Below are 20,871 nucleotides of genomic sequence, written 5' to 3'. Positions count from 1 at the left end.
TGAAACCCTTTAAATCCGAAAATGTTGCAGGAGATCAGCCATGAGTGACAACAAAAGCAGTCAGAAATTCATTGCACGAAACCGCGCTCCAAGAGTTCAAATCGAGTACGACGTGGAAATATACGGATCGGAAAAAAAGATCCAGATACCCTTTATCATGGGCGTCATGTCAGATCTTTCCGGCAAACAAAAAGAAGAGTTGCCACCTGTTGCCGATCGAAAGTTTCTTGAAATCGACGTTGATAACTTTGACGAGCGCATGAAAGCGTTAAAACCTCGTGTTGCCTTTACCGTCCCCAACACACTCACAGGTGAGGGTCATCTGGCGGTCGACTTGACATTTAGCAGTATGGACGACTTCTCACCATCGTCTGTTGCAAAAAACGTCGATGGACTATCAGACCTGCTAAATGCGCGAACCCAGCTCAACAACTTACTGACCTACATGGACGGCAAGACCGGCGCGGAAGAGCTTATTAGCAACGCACTGCAAAACCCAACGCTACTGCAAAGTTTGGCCAACGCGCCTAAGCCAAGCAGCGATACCGCACAAAACAACGATTAGCAAGCCAACACCCAACAGGAGAACGCCACATGGAGCTTTCTGAAGCGATTCAACCAGAAGAACTCGAAGTTCACGACAGCGACTTCTCAAGTTTGCTGCAAAAAGAGTTTAAACCCAAAACCGACGAAGCGAGATCCGCAGTACAAAATGCGGTGCAGACGTTAGCGCAACAAGCTTTATCATTATCTTCAACGGTTGATGGCGATGCCTACAAGGCCATCGAAGCCATCATCTCAGAGATCGATGTAAAACTCTCTGAGCAAATCAATACGATTATTCATCACGAAGACTTTTTGGCACTCGAAAGCGCCTGGCGCGGATTACACTATTTAGTCAACAATACCGAGACTGATGAAACATTAAAGATTCGCTTTATGCCTATAGCCAAGCGCGAGCTGCACCGCACGCTGCGTCGCCACAAAGGCGTAGGCTGGGATCAAAGCCCGATATTTAAAAAGGTTTACGAACAAGAGTACGATCAACTTGGCGGCATGCCTTACGGCTGCCTGGTGGGCGACTACAATTTTGACCACTCGCCACCTGATGTCGAGCTACTTGGCGAAATGGCAAAAATCTCTGCCGCCGCTCACTGCCCATTTATTAGCGCTGCCGCACCATCGGTGATGCAAATGGAATCTTGGCAGGAGCTCGCTAACCCCCGCGACTTAACTAAGATCTTTGAAAACACTGAGTACGCCGCATGGCAAAGCTTGCGTACATCGGACGACTCGCGCTATCTAGCGTTAACCATGCCGCGATTTTTAGCGCGCACACCTTACGGAGCTAAAACCAACCCGATCGACGATTTCAATTTTGAAGAGAGCGTTGACGGCTCTGATCACTCGCGCTATTGCTGGGCAAACTCCGCTTACGCCATGGCAGTCAACATCAACAACTCATTCAAACAGTTTGGTTGGTGTACCTCCATTCGTGGCGTTGAGTCAGGTGGCTCGGTACCCAACCTTCCGACCCATACCTTTCCGTCCGATGATGGCGGGGTCGACATGAAGTGTCCAACCGAGATCGCGATTTCTGACCGACGCGAGGCGGAGCTGGCTAAAAATGGTTTTATGCCGTTGATACATCGTAAAAACACCGATGTCGCGGCATTTATCGGCGCCCAATCGTTGCAAAAGCCCAGTGAGTTTACAGACCCGGATGCCACGGCCAACGCCAAGCTTGCAGCGCGTTTGCCCTATCTTTTTGCCTGTTGCCGTTTCGCCCACTATTTAAAGTGTATCGTCCGTGACAAAATCGGCTCGTTTAAAGAGCGCGAAGACATGCAACGGTGGCTTAATGAGTGGATCATGAACTACGTCGACGGTGATCCCGCCAACTCATCACAACAAACTAAAGCTATTAAACCGCTCGCAGCGGCCGAAGTTTACGTCGAAGAAGTGGAAGGAAACCCTGGCTACTACACCTCTAAATTTTTCTTACGGCCTCACTACCAACTTGAGGGATTAACAGTATCGCTGCGCCTTGTATCCAAGTTGCCGTCGGTTAAAAACGGCGGAAATTGATGTTAAAGCCCTGCGGCTCTGCGCAGGGCTTTAACCGCAATGGGCGTCGACACAACCAAGGATTGACGCCTTGTTTTTATATCTAGTAACTAAGGAAGATATTGTATGTCAATGGGAAATTCTAACAACGTTATGGCCCCCCCACAGGTCTCCGTAAACACCGCAGCAAACGAATCTCTGCAAGACTTCTTCATAAAAATTGAGGGAATTCCAGGAGAATCAAAAGACTCAAACCATGCCGGTCAAATCGATGTTCTTAGCTGGGGCTATGCCGTAAGCCAGTCCTCGTCGGCTAATGTCGGTGGCGGCGGCGGTGTAGGCAAAGCTCACTTTAGCGAGCTGCTTTTTACTCACTATGTCGATAAATCTACCGCCAACCTTATTAAATATTGCGCCAGCGGCAAACACGTACCCTCTGTTGAACTGTCGTGCTGCAAAGTAGGCGACGGCCAACAAGAGTATATGAAGGTCACCTTAAAAGACGTACTGGTTACACACGTTCGGCCTATGGGTGCCACTAACAGCCCTCGTGTACTAGAAGAAGTCGGCATCTCATACTCTGAGATCAAAGTTGAAGTCAAAGAGCAGAATAAAGACGGCTCTATGGGCGCAACCGTCACCGGCACCTGGGACGTTAAGCAAAACAAAGCTTAATTACCACACTTCAGTGTCTAACTCTGTTAGACACTGATTTTTTAGCGCCATACTGTACCGCCAAATGTTAAGGATTCAGCGTCATGCCTAACACCCCCGAAGCTCGCCCTACCACATCTAAAGCGGCATTAACTGAGCAGATCGTCGAGGTTAAGCAGAGCATTCGCGCCGCCCCCAATGAAGTAAAACATCGAGTTCATTTTGCTCAGCTACTTATGCTAACAGGCCAGTGGGAGCGCGCCCTCGAACAACTGCAAACGGCGGCGCAGCTAGATGCCAAAACAATACCTATGGCGCAAACCTATCGCGAACTAATTCAAGCTGAAGTACTTCGCGAGCAGGTTTTTAGCGGTGTCAAACAACCGCTTAGCAACGACAGCTATCAACCTGTTGTCACCTTGTTAACTGATGCAATAGAACACCGCCAGAACGGCAAGCACACGCGTGCCGATGAGCTTCAAGATCAAGCCTATAGCCAAGCCGACGCCTCGCCTATCTACATCGACGGCACAGCCGCCCAGTGGCTAGCCGACGCCGATTCACGTCTAGGGCCCAGCTGTGAGCTATTTATTAATGGTGGTTACTACTGGGTGGGGTTCAACCAAATACGTACACTCGAGCTAGAGCCCCCGCAAGATCTTCGCGATCTGGTCTGGATCCCGGCAAAAGTCACCCTTATTAATGACACTGAAAAGCTCGCCTTCCTACCAGCCCGCTACCCGTTTAGCTACCGCTTTGACGACCAGATCGCACTAGCGGCACGTACTGAGTGGCAAGCGCTCAGCGAGACCGCCTGGGCCGGCATCGGACAAAAGATGCTGGTAAGTGAACAACGAGATTTTGCCCTACTCGAGACCAGAAGCCTAACCCCTGACTCCTCCTCCGATGTGGCTGTTTAGTATTTATGCAAGTAAATGACACTCCGCGTGAAAACCGTTTAATTCCCGCTTTGCTGGATCGATTAACGGATCATAAACCGCAAGAAAAAACCGAAGCGGTCAATACGCGCATGATGGACAAAGGCACCTATCGCGCCAGCGTACTCAGAGATATAACCTGGCTGCTAAACACCATTAACGCCGAGTCGCATATCGACTTTAGCGAGCATCCACGCGCCCAAGCGTCTGTCTTGAATTTTGGCGTATTGGCGCTATCTGGGCAACAGTTAGTTGACGACGACCGAGCCATGATCAAGCGCGCTATTACCAAAGCACTTCTTGCCTACGAGCCGCGCATACTACCAGACAGCCTTGCCGTAAAAGTCATGCCTATGGATGACACCTACGCCGCAAATAATCAGGTGGCACTCGAGATAAAAGGACAATTATGGTCTGAGCCCTACCCGCTCGACTTTTTATTGCGCACCCATATCGATCTGGAAAATGGTCAAGTGCAATTGTCCGACGCTTACGGTGTTTATTCATGAACCAAAAGATGCTCGAATACTACAACAAAGAGTTAACTTACTTGCGCGAAGCAGGTGCGAGTTTTGCTGAGCATTACCCCAAAGTAGCATCGCGGCTAGCTATGAACGGCATTGATGTGGCCGACCCTTATGTCGAGCGCCTATTAGAAGGCTTTAGTTTTTTAACGGCACGTATCCAGCTAAAAATGGATGCCGAGTTTCCACGATTTATTCAGCGTTTGGTCGAAGTCGTCTACCCCAATTATCTAGCGCCCACACCGTCTATGTGTATTGTTCGCATGACACCTGGTGATTTGGCCAACAACCAGCGTAATGGCTACACTTTGCCACGCGGAACACGACTTCGCTCAAAACCGATTCTGGGTAAAACCCCTTGCGAGTTTCGCACAGCACACTCGGTCGAACTATTGCCATTAAAGCTGCAAAGCGCTCACTTCCAACCTCTGACCACTGATTTAAAACTACTGGGGCATACCTCAAACTCCAAACCGGCCTCCAGTTTACGCATGGAGTTTTCCTTGCACGTTCCGCTACTGCACACCCCCAAGTGCACAGACAGCATCCCCGTGCATATTTGCGGCGACTACCAAATCGCATCCAGCTTGTACGAATTGATTGTAGGACATCACCTGGGGGTTGCTATTCGGCCGCTCGACCAAGGCAATACACAGCCCTGGCAAAAGTTATCAGCCGAGGCCCTAGCCCCTCATGGCTTTGACCAAAATCAAGCCCTGCTACCCTACGCCAACCAAAGTTTTCAAGGGTATCGTTTACTTCACGAATATTTTGCCATGCCCAGCCGTTTTCATTTTTTTGCACTGCACGGCATAAAAAAAGCGCTCAGCCAATTTGAGCAGTGCACAAAGTTTGAAATCGCAGTCTTGCTCGATCAAGACGCTGGCGAATTTGAAAAGGTGATCGACAAGAGTCATTTTGACTTGTTTTGCACCCCGGCCATTAATTTAATTCACATGCGTTCCGACCGTATCCCACTGTCAGATACCCGCAATGAGTTTCACGCCGTACCCGATCGCGAACGACCGATGGACTATGAGGTATACAGCATCGAACACGCCGAGGGCTTCGACCGGGACAATACTATCGAAGAGGAGTTTCGGCCGTTTTATGCCTCCAACGCCGACGATAAAGGCAACCACGGCGCTTACTTTTCTATGCGCAGAGAACCTCGGCTCGCCTCCGAGGCCAGTCAACGAAAGGGCCCACGCTCGACCTATCAAGGCTCAGAAGTATTTTTATCACTGGTTAATCAGCACGACGCGCCCTACAGCAAAACCATGCGCCAGCTCGGCGTGGAGATGACCTGCAGCAACCGCGACTTACCCTTACTGTTAAACACAGGTACCGAGCAAGATCTTACGCCGGTCGAATCAATTCCCGTTGCCGGTATAAAAATTATTCATGCGCCAACAAGGCCGGTAGCCGCCATCGATGCCGGTGAAATGCATTGGCGTTTTGTCAGCCACTTAAATCTGTCGTACCAAAGCCTGGCGCACGACACTCCTGAGCAGGGTGCCAAAGCATTGCGCGAGCTACTTAGCCTGTACACAGCTCTCGGCGACAGCGCCACCGGCAGGCACAGTAAAAGTTTATTGAAAAGTGAACTACGGCCTATCACTCGCCGCCTCCCCGGTAACGGACCGCTAGTGTTTGGACGCGGCGTAGCTATCAACCTAGAAGTCGATGAAACCTTATTCGCGGGCGCTAGCCCTTATTTATTGGGTGCTGTACTCGAACGTTATTTTACTCGTCATGTTGGCATCAACTCTTTTACTGAGTTTCATTTGCTCAGTGCTCAACGCGGTGAAATTGCCCACTGGCCGGCTCGTATTGGTGGGAGGCCCACACTATGAATGCCGCCTTAACGCCGCAACACGCTCTGCACGAGCTGCTGCAAGACGTCGGCGAAAATCCGTATGGCTACGATCTATTCAACTTATTGCGTCAAGTTGAATCTTGCATCAGCGACTACCCGCCACTCGGTCGCGCACAGCGCTATCGGCACGAGCCTCTGCAGCTGGGGCAAGAGCCCAGCTGCGCCTTCGCCAGCGCCAGTGTCGCCAAGCTATACCACTATAAGGGCAAGCGCAAAAGTAAACTAAGCATCTATAGCTTCGGTTTGTTTGGCCCCAATGGCCCTATGCCGTTGGTGTTTACCGAGTATGCCCGCGAGCGTATGACACACCAGGGCGACGGCACTCTCAGCGATTTTGTCGACGTATTTCACAATCGCTTAATCATGTTGTTTTATCGCGCGTGGGCCAACGCCCAATCCTGCGCCAGCCTCGATCGCCCAAACGACAGTTTCTCGCGCCATGTAGCTAGCCTCACCGGGCTCGGGATCGATCCACACCACTCACCCGACAGCATCGCCAATCACAGTCGCTGGTATCACAGTGGTCATCTCGTGCAACAAAGCCGTAGCGCTGAGGGCTTAACCAGCATACTCAACAGCTATTTCAATGTACCCGTAAAGATTGAGCAATTTGTTGCCCACTGGTTAGAGCTACCCGCCGATCAACGTAGCCGCTTAGGCGGTGTGCAGGGCGCACAATTGGGCTTTGACTCTGTACTCGGCACGAAGGTGATGGATCGTCAACAGCACTTTCGCATTCATCTTGGGCCGCTGAGCAGCAATCAGTACGAGCAATTTTTACCTGCGTGTCAAAAATACGTGCAACTGCGCGAGTGGGTGCGCAACTACGTCGGCATCGAGTTGAGCTGGGACTTACGCCTGATACTTTGCAACCGCGAACAAACCGCTGGCATGCAACTTGGGCAAACACATCACTTAGGCTGGAACAGTTGGCTGGGCGAACGCGACGTCGAGCTCGGTCATTTAGGCGACGCCATCTTGCGTCCCGAGACTCAGACGACAGCGCAACAGCAAGCCGTACAAAGCCAACAAACTCACTAACCTTTTAACACTTACGATGACTTACACCATGAAAAAAACGTTTTATCTTTGCAGCTTATTACTCAGTCTATATGGCCCTCAACTGGCCGCGCAAAACGCCGGCACGCCCGATCCGTATTTGGCTCAAGCGTTTGATGGCATCTGGCAAATGGAACGCAACGCCACCCACATGCTCACCGAGCAAGTGCATACCCATGTAGTCGACGACACCTTTCGGCAAGAGCCACAGCATAAGAACGCCCCGGTTTACCTGCGCGAGTCGGGTGATACCGGCGCGATCGAATACCGCAAAAAACGCTACCCTGTTGGCGACACCCCCTGGGGCGGCTTGCCTCACCTTGACCCCGACACAATGCGCCTACTCGATATCACTATGGAGCAAACCAACTATTTAGTCCTCTCGGGCCTGGGCGAGGGAATTTTCTCTACCACCAACTGGAAGCAATACCGCTTTTTACACGTGCTAGACGTTGGCCGAGGCCGTGGCATCGTAAATTACTACCCGCTATTCGCCGATGCCGGGTTAGGCGAACAGGTGCTCGGACGCCTGCCCGGCTCCAATTACCTTAACTACGCACGCTTAGTGCCTACTGACTGGAACTTCGAGCGTCAAGCCACACGCTACGAAATTTTGCTCTACGAGCTGGGCCGTAACGGCATCAAGCGCGTGATTAAAAACGATGCCCCTCTATCATATGTGTTGCAAAAAAATACTAACGCCCCCCAGTGGGAATTAACACTCACAGCGGAAACACCTGTGGCCGACAGGCTCGATGACCAAGGCCATTACTTTACGGCCGCTCGCCTGTCGCGTGAGCAGTACCAAAACCTCTACGGAAAGAAATCGCGCTAAGCCACACCGCGTTTTGACAATTTAGGAATCATTATGAGTGAAATCAGCCGCACCGCCCTGTTCGGTAAACTAAACTCGCTGGCCTACAAGGCTATCGAAGGGGCCACCGTATTCTGTAAATTGCGGGGCAACCCTTATGTCGAATTAGCGCACTGGTTGCATCAAATTGTGCAACTTAATGACAGTGACCTTCACCGCATCGTACGACACTACCAGCTCGACAGCAGCGCCATTGCCAACGAGCTAATACAGGCACTAGAAGCTCTTCCCCGCGGCGCCAACGTCATCAGTGATTTATCACCCAGTGTCGAAGACGCCGTCGAGCGCGCCTGGGTATACGCCACTTTAATGTATAACCACAACCGGGTTCGCAGTGGCACGCTTTTACTTGGGCTGCTCAAAACCGCCAACCTTAAACACAAACTCGGGCAAATCTCCCCCACCTTAGCGAGCATTTCAGTCGACACACTGGCCGACGAGTTACTTGGCATCATTGCCGACTCGCCCGAAGATCAACTGAGCGCCAACGACACCAGCGAGCTACAACTGGGCGCCCCCGGCGAAACCAGCGGCGCTATGGCACCCGGTGCTCTGGGCAAACAGCAAGCGCTGCAACAGTTTACGGTTGATTTAACCGAGCAAGCGCGCAACGGTGAAATCGACCCGGTAACCGGTCGCGATGACGAAATCAGGCAGATTATCGATATCCTAATGCGTCGCCGACAAAACAACCCACTGCTAACCGGCGAGGCCGGTGTAGGCAAAACCGCCGTCGTCGAAGGGCTTGCATTACGCTTAGCTCAGGGCGATGTACCGCCACCGTTAAAAAGCGTGAGCTTACGTTTGCTGGACATCGGCTTGCTGCAAGCGGGCGCGAGTATGAAAGGCGAATTTGAACAGCGCTTGCGCCAGGTAATCGATGAAGTGCAAGCCAGCGTCAAGCCCATTATTTTATTTATCGATGAGGTTCATACATTAGTAGGTGCTGGCGGCGCCGCTGGCACCGGCGACGCAGCCAACCTGCTAAAACCCGCCCTGGCCCGTGGCACATTGCGCACCATTGGTGCCACCACCTGGAGCGAGTACAAAAAATACATCGAAAAAGATCCGGCCTTAACCCGTCGCTTCCAGATCGTGCAAGTGGGTGAGCCCGACGAGGCCAAAGCCATCAACATGTTGCGCGGCATCAGCGCCAACTTAGAAAAACACCACCAAGTATTACTGCTGGACGAGGCGATCACCGCTGCCGTTAAACTATCGCACCGCTACATTCCCGCACGGCAACTGCCAGATAAAGCCATCAGTTTACTCGACACCGTCTGCGCCCGTGTTGCCGTGAGTCAACATGCCACCCCCGCCCAGCTCGAAGATTGCCAGCGCGCCATTACCAGCTTGCAAATCCAAGCCGATACCATCGCCCGCGAGGCAGCACTAGGGTTACCAAACCAAGCCCAAGAGCAACAGTGTCAAGAGCAATTAACACAACTGCTGAGCCAAGAGGCCGAGCTTACCCAGCGCTGGCAACAAGAACAACAGTTGATCGATGAGCTATTGCAACTGCGCCAACAACTCCACCAGCACCGTTTGAAAAAAACGGCATCCGACTCAAACAACACGCAAACCACCGAGCAGAACGAAGATGCGAATAGCGCGCCCAGCGCCGACGAGCCACAACCCCAAACTGCGCCTCAAGCAACGCTAGAGGAGTTGCTACAACGCCATCAACAAGCGATGCAAAAATTGACCGATTTACAAGGCGAGAACCCATTAGTGCTGCTTGCGGTCGATGATACCGCCGTGGCCTCGGTAGTAGCCGACTGGACCGGTATCCCCGTAGGACGCATGGTGCGCGATGAAATCACCAGCGTGTTGCAACTAGCCGACAACCTCGATCAGCGAGTTATCGGCCAAAGCCACGCGTTAGAACAAATCAGCCGTCGCATTCAAACCGCACGCGCTCACCTTGACGCCCCCAACAAACCCATCGGCGTATTTATGTTGGTCGGCCCCTCCGGCGTCGGCAAAACCGAAACCGCGCTGGCGCTGGCCGAAACCCTATACGGCGGTGAGCAAAACCTTATTACCATTAACATGAGTGAATTTCAGGAAGCTCACACTGTTTCCACCTTAAAGGGTGCGCCTCCCGGCTACGTCGGTTATGGCGAGGGCGGCGTCCTAACCGAAGCCGTGCGGCGCAAGCCCTACTCGGTAGTGCTACTCGACGAAATCGAGAAAGCCCACCCGGACGTTCACGAGTTGTTTTTTCAGGTATTTGATAAAGGCTGGATGGAAGACGGCGAAGGCCGCGCGATTGATTTTCGCAACACCGTCATATTGCTCACTTCCAACACCGGCACCGAGCGGCTAACCAGCCTGACCCGCGACCCCGAGCTAATGCCCGAGCCCGATGCGCTAACCCGCGCTATGCGCGAACCATTACTCGAAGTGTTTCCGCCAGCATTTTTAGGGCGTCTGGTGGTCATTCCCTACTACCCGCTCAGCAACCAAACGCTGGCACAAATCGTTAGGTTGCAACTCGACCGAATTGCCAAGCGCACCGGCGAGCAACACGGTATCGAATTTAGCTACGACCAAGCCGCTATCGATTTAGTGATTCAGCGCTGCACCGAGGTCGAGTCCGGCGGTCGCATGATCGACACCATACTGACTCACAACTTACTGCCAGTTATTAGCCGCGAGTTACTGACCCGCATGGCTCAGGGCGCCGCCTTAACGCACATTCATTTAAGCGCCGAGCACGACGATTTTTACTACAGCTTCTCGCCCCAACAAAGTGAGCCAGCCGCCCACACCGCCCTACCCACTGGCACGCGCCAACAGTTGGCGGCCCTTGACGTGGTATAAAGGATTAACCCATGGAACGCATATACAACCTCATCAGCCCGCTGGACGCCGAGCAACTGCGCTTTAGCGCACTGCAAGGGCGCGAGTCACTCTCGCAACTGTTTCAGTTTGATCTGACGTTAACCAGCCCCAGTGGCGACATCACCCCCGCCGACTTATTAGGCCAGGCGCTCACCCTGGAGGTGGCTCTGGCCGACGGCGGTACGCGCCATCTAAACGGTCAGTGCACCGAGTTTCAAAGCCTGGGCAAACACGGCCGCCAGTACCTCTACCGTGCGCGCCTGCGCCCCTGGTTGTGGTACGCCACCCAACGCCAGGACTACCGCATTTTTCAAAACTCAAGCGTGCCCGACATGGTCAAGCAAGTGCTGGTCACCTACCCGTTTGAATGCCGCTTTAACCTGTGCGGCCGCTACCGCAACTGGGAGTACTGCGTGCAGTACCGCGAGAGCGACGCTAACTTTGTGATGCGCCTGCTCGAGCACGAGGGCATCTGGTTTTACTTTGAACACAGCGCCAGCGGCCACACCTTAGTCATGACCGACGACATCGGTCTGGCCAGCCCCGCACCCGCTTACGCCGCCTTACCGTTTCAGGAGGCCGGCGCCACCGAGCCCAACAAAGACTTTATCGACCGTTGGCACGGCGCCGGCAGCGTTACCTCGGGCAGTTATCAAGCGCGTGACTACAACTTTGAGCAAGCCAGCGCCTTGCTCGACACCCAGCGCGCACAACCCGCCAGCCATCCGTTTGGCAAACTCGATGTGTTTGACTACCCCGGCAGCTACCCCCACGTGGATGACGGCGAGGGTTACGCCAAAGTGCGCGTCGAAGAGCTGCGCAGCCCCCACCAGCGCAGCTACGGCAAGGCCTCGGCGCGCGGCATTGCGCCCGGCCGCTTACTCACCCTGGAGCAGCACCCGCAGGCGCACCACAACCAAGAGTATTTAATGGTCGCTTGCGACTACGACTTTCAGGCCAACGATTACGAAGCCGATACCGGCGCCGCACCGTTTGTGATGCAAGTACAATTTGAGGCGCACCCTAGCAGCGAGCCCTACCGCCCAGCGCGCCTTACCCGCAAACCCCTTACCCACGGACCCGACAGCGCCGTGGTCAGCGGCCCCGCGGGCGAAGAGATTTACACCGACGAGCACGGCCGGGTTAAAGTCCACTTTCACTGGGATCGCTACAGCGGCCGCGACCAAAACAGCTCCTGCTGGATTCGCGTCTCGCACCCCTGGGCCGGCGCGGGCTTTGGCGGTATTCACGTACCGCGTATCGGCCAAGAGGTCTTGGTGGATTACCTAAACGGCGACCCCGACCGCCCCGTGATTACCAGCCGCGTGTACAACAACCTGCAACCCGCGCCCTGGTCACTGCCGGCCAACGCCACCCAATCGGGCTTTTTAACCCGCTCGACCCCCAAAGGCACCTGGGAGCAAGCCAACGCCTTTCGCTTTGAAGACAAAATCGGCCAGGAGCAAATTTGGCTGCACGCACAAAAAAACCAAGACATCGAAGTCAACAACGACGAAACCCACTGGGTAGGGAACGATCGCACCAAAACCATCGACCGCGATGAAACCACCCACATCAAACGCGACCGCACCGAAACCGTCGATGGCAACGAAACCATCACCGTGCACAAAGCCCGCACCGAAGAAGTCGATGGCGACGAGACCATCACTGTGCACAGAAACCGCCAAGAGCGCGTCGATAAAAACGAAACCATCAGCATCGGCGACAACCGCACCGAGGAGGTGGGTAAAAACGAGAGCATTACCATTGGTGATAGCCGCAGTAAAAATGTGGCCAATAATGAGACGGTGAATATTGGTGTCGACCGCAGCGCCGACATCGGCAAAAGCGATACCCTCAGTGTAGGTAAAAACGCCACTTTGAATGTCGGTGGGCATCACAAAGCGAGCATCGGCAAAACCAGCATGCAAACGGTTGCTCTCGCGCGCATGGATAACGTTGGCGCCGCCTATAGCTTAAATGTCGGTGCGTTGATGAACACCATTGTTGGCCTGAATCAAACAGAACAAATAGGCCAAAGTAAAACCACCAAAGTCAAAAAGAACACCACGATTAATACCGGTGAAGATCTGGTGCTAGAGGCGGGAAACTCCATCACTTTGCAAGTCGGTAAAGCATCGCTCGTTTTAAATAGCAACGGCAACATTACCTTAGTCGGCAATGAGGTGACACTCGAGGCCAGCGGTCCTATGCAGATCACCGGCAGTGATATTGATTTAAACTAGGCGCGAAGACGAATCATGCAACTGACCAACTTAACGCCCTTTAGTGCACTGTGCTTTAGCTCGGTCGATACGCTCGACCGAGCCTGCGATACTGTAGTCATACGCGTTGGCTACCATATAACGATTGATCCAGCGAGCGGTGTGGCTTCGTTAACAGTGCGCGATACCGATGCCGAGCCACTGCAATTAGAGGATAGCTATTGGGAGCCTATGACCATCGGAGAGGGTGACTCCAACTCTCATGATGCCCAAGCATTAAAACGTGACTCTGAAAAACCCTTTTACGAACACAGCTTACGACAAGAAACCGACTTAGCGCCGTTCAAGCCGTGCTGCGATGTGTTGGTAGTGGGCAGTGCCCACGCCCCACAAAGCAAACCTGCCAAACGCTGGCCTATAAAAATACGCCTGCAAAGCCGCACCCAAAGCAGCCCAACCACCGCCGTGCCTGTAATCGAGAAAGTGTTAGAGGTGTCACCTCCGGGGGCATTTTATCACGGTGTATTGGGCTGGACGCTCAAGCGCGATAAAAAAGCCATTAAAGTCCCCCTGCGTTGGGAGTATGCCTTTGGCGGTAAAAGCCAAGTCCCCAACCCTAAGCATCAAACGGACGATACACAGCCCGAATGGCTGCTTAACGAGGTGTGTTACAGCAACCCGCTGGGGGGCGGCTGGATGGACAAACGCCACACTCGTTTAGCGCGTAAGGCCAATACCGCCCTACCTAAGGAGTTAACCGCGCCGAGTATCTTTTACCCGAAACAATCACTGCAAGAGCCTTCACGAATCAAACACCCCAAAGACGTAACCAATGCGAAGGAGATGGCTGAGGTAGCGGCAGGCTACCCTCTGCAACCGGCGGGGCTGGGCGTGGTCAATCGAAGCTGGGCACCGCGCTTAGCACTTAGCGGCACCTATGACGAACTGTGGCAAAAAACGCGCTGGCCACTGCCGCCTAAAGACTTTGACGAGCGCTACTGGAACTGCGCCCCGCTCGACCAGCAGGCACCGTGGCCCAGCCCAGATTGCTCATTAGAGGCGTGGCACCTGTTTGACTCAGCCGTTGCACCAAGCGGTTATGTGGCCATGCAGCTGCCCGGGCACCGTGCCTTTGTGATGGCGCGTCTCAACAACGGTACACCACTGCCGCTGCCCGCCGTCATCGACACCTTAGTGCTCGACACAGATCAACAAACCCTGAGTGTCGTCTGGCGCTGCCGGATCCCCAAAAACCCATTAATCGCCAGCCTTGAGACGCGCTTCGAAGTCGACCCAAGCGCACCTTTGTTAAAGTGGCGGCCGCATTTACACAGGCAAGAAACCTCCGCGATACAAACAACCCGCAAGGAAGCCACAACATGACCAACAACCTCACCGCCCGCAAAGACGGCCAGTGGCTGGTTATCAGCATGTTACCGGATGTGTGCAAAACGCCTATTGGCGGCACCGATGTGCCGGTACCGTATCCCATCATTGCCAAATGCGGTGATGCCGCACAAGAGGTGCCCCATGTGCGCGCCAACGGCATGCCTTTTATTACCTTAGCCAGCTATCTACCCACAACCACAGGGGCAGAGCCAGGGGTTAAAAAAGGGTTAGTCTCTGACACCGTGGGCGGCACCGCATCGTTTAAATCTGGGCAACACAGCTCCACTGTTAACGCGGACAAACAGCGCATCCTACGCCACGGGGATTTGTTTTGGATGAATGGTGAGGCTACGGGTAACGCGCCCTCACAACCAAAACCGTCACCAGTAGAGGCGCGCAAAGCACGCTATCAAGAGCGAGAGGACTTAATCGAAAAAAACGCCGGCAGTACCGACCCGAATATCATTGCGGCGAGCGAGCGACTCAATCTCAACAACGACAATATCCTTCGCGCTGAAGCCGCCGAGTATGTGTACAAGGTGGATGAGTTTGATCGCGGACACACCAAAGCATTACCTGAGCCACCGGTGGGTTTAGAGCTGCAAGACCCGAGTAAAATACCTGGGCTTGAAGATGCAACGTTTATGAGTGAAGAGTCAGGCTTCGGCTCGGCGCTGTTTAAATCTGAGATTAATGGCGAAACAATGCTGACCTACCGCGGCACCAATAATAGCGTTACAGGGCTTTTAGACTGGGGAACTAACTTAGGACAAAGTGCAGGCTTTGAGACTGCACAGTACAACGATGCAATGGAGCTCGCAAAAAAAACCGAACAAGCACTAGGTGATTCTTTCAGTATAGTGGGACATTCTTTAGGTGGAGGCTTGGCAAGCGCCGGAGTCGCAGTAACCGGCACCGAAGGTTATACCTTTAATTCCGCGGGTCTACACCCAAATACCATAGAAGAAAAAAGCGATCTCAGCGAAGGACAGATCAGCTCATTAATCACTAGCCAACATGTTTTAGGAGAGGTGTTAACTGGCGTGCAAACCTATACCAACCCGGTGATTAGCGGTTTAGCGGCCGAGTTTGGGGCAAAGGAAGGTGGCGCGCTTGGTGCCGCAGCCGCCACCATCGCAGCCGATCAACTATTGAAAATCCCCGGAGCTCTCGGCGACATTCAAAAATTAGACAGCGTCGAAGGCGGCAGCCCCCTCAGCCGCCATGGAATGGATCAAGTAATCGATGGCATTGAAGCTCAAAAAGAAACGGATATTGCCACCCTTCAAGGAGCATCACCCGAATGACCCCATCCAAAAAAACATCGACAACTTCTATCTATCGGTTTTGCATAACTTTTTTTCTTATTTTTGCTTTAAGCGCCTGCTCAACACAAGGATTCACCATGAAGCCGTCTGATTACTTCACTCCGGAATACGTTCAGCTCATTAATCTCATTGAAAAAGGCAAAAAAGAGCAGGCTCAAGCGCTTATCGACCAAGGTCTCCCCCTCGACATATACGGCAAATATGGAATTACACCTCTATTTTGGTTTATCGCTACCAATGACATATCAGGTACCGAGCTAGTTTTGGAGCTAGGAGCAGACCCCAACCTTCCCGAAAAACAATACGGTAATACACCATTAAATAAAGTTATTGGAGGAGAAACCAAGTACGACGTATGGGTTACATTATTATTAGAATACGGTGCCGATCCTAATATTGTAGACAGCACGGGCCGACCGCCTCTGTTTAGAGCAGTAGGTGGTGGGAGCAAGTCTCAAATAGATATACTGCTAGAAAACGGGGCTGACATAAACCAATTAAATCGGTCTGACGACAATGCTTTGCTTTATGCCTCAAACCTAAACAACTACGAACTTGTGTATTTTCTCATTGAGCGAGGCGGAGATTACAAACAACACAACACTGCGGGAGCCAATATTGCTTGGGATATTCACAATATGCTAAACAAGGGAATTATTTCTCCTGGATCAACGAATTACGATTCGGCCATGAAAATCAAAGCCTACCTAGAGTCCCAAGGTGTGCAATTCCCCCCACCCTCTCCCGCCGAAGTGCGCGCACAATGGGAGAAAGAAGGTCGCTACGATTAATAAAAGTACCCGACTTAAACTCGACACAAACAGCATCTTAATGACGGAATCAGGAATGCCCTTACTGGGCTCGCAAGGACAACGGATTCATGAGCAAGAACCAGTCACCAGCAGAACAGTCCCCTCTGCTGATCAATACACTGACCAGCGAGCTCATTCAGCATCAAGGGCTTAACATTATTAACCGCCCTGATGGCGTAACGCTGGCTTGGCAGCCCCAAGAAGGCTTCAATATGAATGAAGCCGCACGGGAAAACGGTTTTAAAAATATACGACAAGATAATTATCCGCAAAATGGCTCAGGCGATGCTGGAAGTTTAGTCAACGTAAAGATGAGCCACGAGGAGTATGATGAATTTAGGCAGAAGCCCCACCTACAATCTCTAAAACTCGCGCCCATCGTGCCTGAAGCCACAGGTAACACTCTGGGGCAGCTCACCTTTATGCCATCAGTTAGTAATGTAAGGGCAGAGTACGCTAACCCGCCTGAACCACCACCCGAGGAGCAGACACCTGAGACCGACAACAGCCAGCCCAACGAACACTTACAGACGTTGATCGATGAGTCCGAAGATGAACGCAGCTATTGGCAGCGAACAAAAGAAGGAGCCGCATCGGCATGGAACAGCACGCAACGTATCGCAGAAGCCTCGTGGGATAACCCCGGAGAATTCGGTAAAGGCGTATTAAAAGGAGTCGGCAACCTCCCCTCGGATCTATGGAATTTAGCGGTAACTGCCTCTAAAGCCCAGAACGGCAAAATCGCATACAGCTATCTTCTCGATAAAATGGCACTATTTAACTATGAAGATGGCAATCTAGCGCGTGCGAATAGCCTCGCGAGTCAATCGGCCAGCATTCTAGAATCGGGGATCGTCGGGGATATTTTTGAGCTCGACAATGACGCTCAAACAGGTGGTAGCATCGCCTCCATATTGGTTCCCGTCGGTACGATAGTAAAAGCTCCAGCCAGCGTTGCCAAAGGGGCGCGAGGGAGAAAAGCGCTAGACACTGCTGCTGACACCGCTAAAATAGCCGACACGAGCAGCGATGTACTCAAAGCGGATAAAACAGCTGACCCCAAAATAGCCGATACCGCCAGCAATGCCAGTACGGCAAAAAAAACACCTGACGCGAGCGCTGCCAGTAAAGCCAAAGAACCCACAGGACCAGCGGGAAACGGCGGCAAGGTTAAAAAGAAACAAAAAGTCATCCGTACCGCAGCGCAAGATAGAAAAGAAATCACAAAGCTATCCAATGAGGCCAATGTTGCCAGAACAAATGGAGATTATAAATTAGCTGATAAAAAATTGGCTGAAGCAAGAGAAATCCTTAAACCACACATACCTCAAAAGCCCGGGGACACATGGGATGGATTTATTGAAAGGCTTGACGTCAGCACACCGAAGGATGGTGCGACCCTGTGGTCTGGCAGCCAAACCTCTGCACAACAGTTTGCAGAGAGTATTGGCGGCAGCACACTCGAAGGCACCCCTGGCGGCAGGGTTATTGACGGTTGGAGCGATATAAAAAACATACCTTGGGAAAGTGAAGTAGGTCAAGCAGCCGGTAGTGGTGAATTATGGAATGGTGTATCAAGAAAATTTGCCAATTCGGCAACAGGTGAAATCCATGTTATTCAAACATCTAAAAAATTATGGGACCAAGGCACCGTATGGCACAACATTGAAAAACCTATTATTCGAGATTCATACTCAACCGGAAGGATAACTAATGTTAACATGCATGTTCTTAACGGGAAAAACCAAGCCATACCATTATCAGAAAACTACGTAAACGACTTACTTGACCTAGAAGGGATCCCTCGATGAAAGATGATTTAAATATCAGCCCAGCCTATCAACACTTTCTGGATTTTTTTACCTTAACGCAACTAGAGCGACTTCAGGGGCTAGATTCAAGTTACTTTTCTTCCATGACGAGCGAAGAAAAAAATAAAGCATTCAATTACCTCAAAAGCAATCCAAATTTTACGCATCATTTAGAAAATCTTCGAGGCCTTTACTTGTGCGACTCAGAAAAAGCTATTAATCTTTTTAAAGAGGAACTAAAAAAAGAACCCAAGAGATATCCAGAGCAACGTGATAATGACATAATCATGCACGGAAGAGTATTCATGAGCGGTTACGTATGTAACTATAACCCCACAAAAGAAAACATAAACGATTTGGTTTCTCTAGATGTAAGAAGCTCCAACGAAGAAGTTCGTAGCTTGAAGTATCAGCTCATACCTTCCTCACCAACAACAACTGAAGCCATTAACTACCTAAAAGAAACGACGATAGATGAAAAATCAACACTGCCTGCGGCTACATCCACCTCAACACTTATGGCAATGTACGGCTTAAAATTTAAAATGAATGATAAAAATTATTTAAAAATATACCGTGGATTAAGAAGCTTAGAGAAAAAAGAAAATCTAGCAGCCTTGAAAAGGCTAGAGAGCCTTAAAGAACCTGTTCTAATTGTCTAGTGATGCTTCTGACGAATAGAAATCTTGTTCTTTAAACACTTTAAAAGCCCGCTAGATTAAAAAATTACAGGCATTCAAACAAGGGAAATTACGCCTTCTTGTAATCCCCCCAATAATCCACAGCCTTGAATTCTACCGGTCATTGCAACACCCCATACTACAATGAGTAAAGAGGTGGTAAATGCAGGAGTTTGATAGGATGAACGAGGTGAAAAAGGCTGCTATCTGGGATCAATAGCAAAAGGACCAGCCCATGAGCGTGATTGCACGCTCAGTGTGTAAGTCTCCCGCGACGGTATTTTCGTATTTGCGTTATCATGGGGGAATTAAGCCTCGACCCAAAAGGCAGCGATCTTCGGCTCTCAGGCTAGAAGAGCGAGAGGAAATATCCAGAGGCGTAAGCCGCTGGCCTTAGCTTGAGAGCAATTGCTGAACAACTTTCCCGAACCCCCTCGACGATAAGTCGCGAATTGAGCAGCAATGGTGGTGTCAGTCGATATCGGGCTACAGAAGCTCAATCAAATGCAAAGAAACACTCTAGACGACGCAAAGTATGCCTGCTCACACAACATCGGCGACTGTATCGCATAGCTCGAGGTAAGCTGTTGCTGGATTGGTCGCCTGAACAAATATCCGGATGGCTAGAGCGAACTTATCCTGATGACAAGAGCTTGCGTGTATCGCACGAAACAATCTATAAAAGCCTCTTTATTCAGACTCGGGGTATATTTCGCAAGGAATTACGTACACATTTACGCACCAAACGAAAGTTTAGGCACGCGAAGCCGCATTCTCCAGCAGGTCGCGGCCATATCGTTGATGGTGTATCTATGAGTGAGCGCCCTTCAGAAACTGAAGACCGTACTGTTCTAGGACACTGGGAAGGTGACTTGATACTGGGGTCAAACAACAGTCAAATCGCAACACTAGTCGAGCGGAAGACTCGGCACACGGTCTTGATTAAAGTAAAAACCAAGAAAACCAGCGACGTAGTGTTAGCGCTTTCTAGACAGATGAAAAAACTGCCGGCCTTGTTACAGCAAAGCTTAACTTGGGACCGAGAAACCGAGATGGCATCTCACGAAAATTTATCCATCGCTACCAACATCGACGTTTATTTTTGCGACCCGCAGAGTCCTTGGTAACGCGGCACCAATGAAAGCACGAATGGTCTACTTCGGCAGTATTTCCCTAAGCGCAGCAGCCTCTCTGGATTTTCTCAGAAGGATCTAAACAAGGTGGCGCACAAACTGAACACAAGGCCAAGGAAAACGCTCGACTTCCAAACACCGACTGATATGCTTAACCAACTGTTACAGTGACCGGTTGAATCCAAGGCGGTTTAAAATTGGGGGATTACACTTGCAAATTATGAAGCGGACTTTGGCCATAAAGCTTATGACCATCCTGACGGTTACATATGGCATCATCACGAAAACAAAAAAACATGCTACTAATTAGAGATGACGTCCATAACGCATTCCCGCATTCGGGAGGAGCCTCGGCTGCCAGACACTCAGGAACAAACCAATGAACATAAGCTTTGAAATCAAGTTTCAGCCGACCAGCGAATCAGCAATTGCAGAGGCCGAAAAATATCTTAATTTTAAACTCCCTAGTGATTATCGATTTTTTCTATTAGAGTTAAATGGTGGAAAACGGCCTGACAAAGGATTGCTTTCATATAAAGAGAGAGGTGGGCACACCAATGAAACACTAATTGATACATTTTTTGGCGTTGACCATATGTAATCCCCCCAATAATCCACAGCGGTTATTAGTAGAAAATTCCATTAAAATAG

The 20,871-nt window shown here is 51.3% G+C and carries 16 protein-coding genes and 1 pseudogene; all 17 read left to right on the top strand.

All coding sequences use genetic code 11. The annotated features are described in order from the left end of the window. Window positions 1-40 precede the first annotated feature (40 nt). The 17 genes and pseudogenes from tssB to AACY82_RS08425 all read left to right on the top strand — a co-directional run bounded on the left by tssB (window position 41) and on the right by AACY82_RS08425 (window position 20,821). The gene (tssB, locus tag AACY82_RS08505; protein WP_339616371.1) at window positions 41-565 is read left to right on the top strand and encodes a type VI secretion system contractile sheath small subunit; all 525 of its coding nucleotides are present in this window, start codon (window positions 41-43) and stop codon (window positions 563-565) included. 29 nt (window positions 566-594) lie between these two features. Next, a complete protein-coding gene (gene tssC / locus AACY82_RS08500; protein ID WP_339616370.1) occupies window positions 595-2,088 on the top strand; it encodes a type VI secretion system contractile sheath large subunit in 1,494 nt (497 codons plus the stop codon). A 105-nt stretch (window positions 2,089-2,193) separates the two neighbouring features. Continuing rightward, window positions 2,194-2,742 carry a type VI secretion system tube protein Hcp gene (locus AACY82_RS08495; protein ID WP_339616369.1) on the top strand — a complete coding sequence of 183 codons (549 nt, stop codon included), beginning with the start codon at window positions 2,194-2,196 and terminating at the stop codon, window positions 2,740-2,742. 83 nt (window positions 2,743-2,825) lie between these two features. Next, the gene (locus AACY82_RS08490; RefSeq protein ID WP_339616368.1) at window positions 2,826-3,641 is read left to right on the top strand and encodes a type VI secretion system accessory protein TagJ; all 816 of its coding nucleotides are present in this window, start codon (window positions 2,826-2,828) and stop codon (window positions 3,639-3,641) included. A gap of 5 nt (window positions 3,642-3,646) precedes the next feature. Further along, window positions 3,647-4,168, top strand: a complete 522-nt coding sequence (tssE, locus tag AACY82_RS08485) for a type VI secretion system baseplate subunit TssE (RefSeq protein WP_339616367.1) — start codon at window positions 3,647-3,649, stop codon at window positions 4,166-4,168. After that, window positions 4,165-6,039: a type VI secretion system baseplate subunit TssF gene (gene tssF, locus AACY82_RS08480; protein ID WP_339616366.1), complete on the top strand. Its 1,875-nt coding sequence runs from the start codon at window positions 4,165-4,167 to the stop codon at window positions 6,037-6,039. Before tssE ends, tssF begins: the two co-directional genes overlap by 4 nt. Beyond that, window positions 6,036-7,103 (top strand): type VI secretion system baseplate subunit TssG, encoded by a 1,068-nt coding sequence (gene tssG / locus AACY82_RS08475; protein ID WP_339616365.1) that lies wholly within the window; start codon window positions 6,036-6,038, stop codon window positions 7,101-7,103. The genes tssF and tssG overlap by 4 nt, the downstream gene beginning before the upstream one ends. 28 nt (window positions 7,104-7,131) lie before the next feature. Beyond that, window positions 7,132-7,956 carry a hypothetical protein gene (locus AACY82_RS08470; RefSeq protein ID WP_339616364.1) on the top strand — a complete coding sequence of 275 codons (825 nt, stop codon included), beginning with the start codon at window positions 7,132-7,134 and terminating at the stop codon, window positions 7,954-7,956. Between the two features lie 33 nt (window positions 7,957-7,989). Continuing rightward, window positions 7,990-10,821, top strand: a complete 2,832-nt coding sequence (tssH, locus tag AACY82_RS08465) for a type VI secretion system ATPase TssH (RefSeq protein ID WP_339616363.1) — start codon at window positions 7,990-7,992, stop codon at window positions 10,819-10,821. An 11-nt stretch (window positions 10,822-10,832) separates the two neighbouring features. Further along, the gene (gene tssI, locus AACY82_RS08460) at window positions 10,833-13,088 is read left to right on the top strand and encodes a type VI secretion system tip protein TssI/VgrG (RefSeq protein WP_339616362.1); all 2,256 of its coding nucleotides are present in this window, start codon (window positions 10,833-10,835) and stop codon (window positions 13,086-13,088) included. Between the two features lie 15 nt (window positions 13,089-13,103). Further along, entirely contained in the window at window positions 13,104-14,450 is a 1,347-nt protein-coding gene (locus tag AACY82_RS08455; RefSeq protein WP_339616361.1) for a DUF2169 domain-containing protein, read from the top strand. Beyond that, entirely contained in the window at window positions 14,447-15,763 is a 1,317-nt protein-coding gene (locus AACY82_RS08450; protein ID WP_339616360.1) for a PAAR-like domain-containing protein, read from the top strand. The genes AACY82_RS08455 and AACY82_RS08450 overlap by 4 nt, the downstream gene beginning before the upstream one ends. Next, complete coding sequence (locus tag AACY82_RS08445; RefSeq protein ID WP_339616359.1) at window positions 15,760-16,575, top strand: ankyrin repeat domain-containing protein; 816 nt, start codon at window positions 15,760-15,762, stop codon at window positions 16,573-16,575. The genes AACY82_RS08450 and AACY82_RS08445 overlap by 4 nt, the downstream gene beginning before the upstream one ends. 89 nt (window positions 16,576-16,664) lie before the next feature. Next, the gene (locus AACY82_RS08440) at window positions 16,665-18,407 is read left to right on the top strand and encodes a hypothetical protein (RefSeq protein ID WP_339616358.1); all 1,743 of its coding nucleotides are present in this window, start codon (window positions 16,665-16,667) and stop codon (window positions 18,405-18,407) included. Next, the gene (locus tag AACY82_RS08435) at window positions 18,404-19,069 is read left to right on the top strand and encodes a hypothetical protein (protein ID WP_339616357.1); all 666 of its coding nucleotides are present in this window, start codon (window positions 18,404-18,406) and stop codon (window positions 19,067-19,069) included. The genes AACY82_RS08440 and AACY82_RS08435 overlap by 4 nt, the downstream gene beginning before the upstream one ends. A gap of 181 nt (window positions 19,070-19,250) precedes the next feature. Then, window positions 19,251-20,391: pseudogene (locus AACY82_RS08430) on the top strand (IS30 family transposase). Window positions 20,392-20,599: 208 nt separating this feature from the next. Continuing rightward, on the top strand, window positions 20,600-20,821 hold the full coding sequence (locus AACY82_RS08425; protein WP_339616356.1) for an SMI1/KNR4 family protein: 222 nt from the start codon (window positions 20,600-20,602) through the stop codon (window positions 20,819-20,821). Window positions 20,822-20,871 lie beyond the last annotated feature (50 nt).

This window comes from uncultured Gilvimarinus sp. (assembly GCF_963972205.1).
In the GTDB taxonomy this organism is placed as follows: Bacteria; Pseudomonadota; Gammaproteobacteria; order Pseudomonadales; family Cellvibrionaceae; genus Gilvimarinus; species Gilvimarinus japonicus.
This window is presented reverse-complemented; position numbering and strand designations above follow the sequence as displayed.

Bases quoted from the DNA above. Each gene is read 5' to 3' on its own strand.
- tssB (WP_339616371.1), top strand. From the start codon at position 41: ATGAGTGACAACAAAAGCAGTCAGAAATTCATTGCACGAAACCGCGCT.
- tssC (WP_339616370.1), top strand. From the start codon at position 595: ATGGAGCTTTCTGAAGCGATTCAACCAGAAGAACTCGAAGTTCACGAC.
- AACY82_RS08495 (WP_339616369.1), top strand. From the start codon at position 2,194: ATGTCAATGGGAAATTCTAACAACGTTATGGCCCCCCCACAGGTCTCC.
- AACY82_RS08490 (WP_339616368.1), top strand. From the start codon at position 2,826: ATGCCTAACACCCCCGAAGCTCGCCCTACCACATCTAAAGCGGCATTA.
- tssE (WP_339616367.1), top strand. From the start codon at position 3,647: ATGCAAGTAAATGACACTCCGCGTGAAAACCGTTTAATTCCCGCTTTG.
- tssF (WP_339616366.1), top strand. From the start codon at position 4,165: ATGAACCAAAAGATGCTCGAATACTACAACAAAGAGTTAACTTACTTG.
- tssG (WP_339616365.1), top strand. From the start codon at position 6,036: ATGAATGCCGCCTTAACGCCGCAACACGCTCTGCACGAGCTGCTGCAA.
- AACY82_RS08470 (WP_339616364.1), top strand. From the start codon at position 7,132: ATGAAAAAAACGTTTTATCTTTGCAGCTTATTACTCAGTCTATATGGC.
- tssH (WP_339616363.1), top strand. From the start codon at position 7,990: ATGAGTGAAATCAGCCGCACCGCCCTGTTCGGTAAACTAAACTCGCTG.
- tssI (WP_339616362.1), top strand. From the start codon at position 10,833: ATGGAACGCATATACAACCTCATCAGCCCGCTGGACGCCGAGCAACTG.
- AACY82_RS08455 (WP_339616361.1), top strand. From the start codon at position 13,104: ATGCAACTGACCAACTTAACGCCCTTTAGTGCACTGTGCTTTAGCTCG.
- AACY82_RS08450 (WP_339616360.1), top strand. From the start codon at position 14,447: ATGACCAACAACCTCACCGCCCGCAAAGACGGCCAGTGGCTGGTTATC.
- AACY82_RS08445 (WP_339616359.1), top strand. From the start codon at position 15,760: ATGACCCCATCCAAAAAAACATCGACAACTTCTATCTATCGGTTTTGC.
- AACY82_RS08440 (WP_339616358.1), top strand. From the start codon at position 16,665: ATGAGCAAGAACCAGTCACCAGCAGAACAGTCCCCTCTGCTGATCAAT.
- AACY82_RS08435 (WP_339616357.1), top strand. From the start codon at position 18,404: ATGAAAGATGATTTAAATATCAGCCCAGCCTATCAACACTTTCTGGAT.
- AACY82_RS08425 (WP_339616356.1), top strand. From the start codon at position 20,600: ATGAACATAAGCTTTGAAATCAAGTTTCAGCCGACCAGCGAATCAGCA.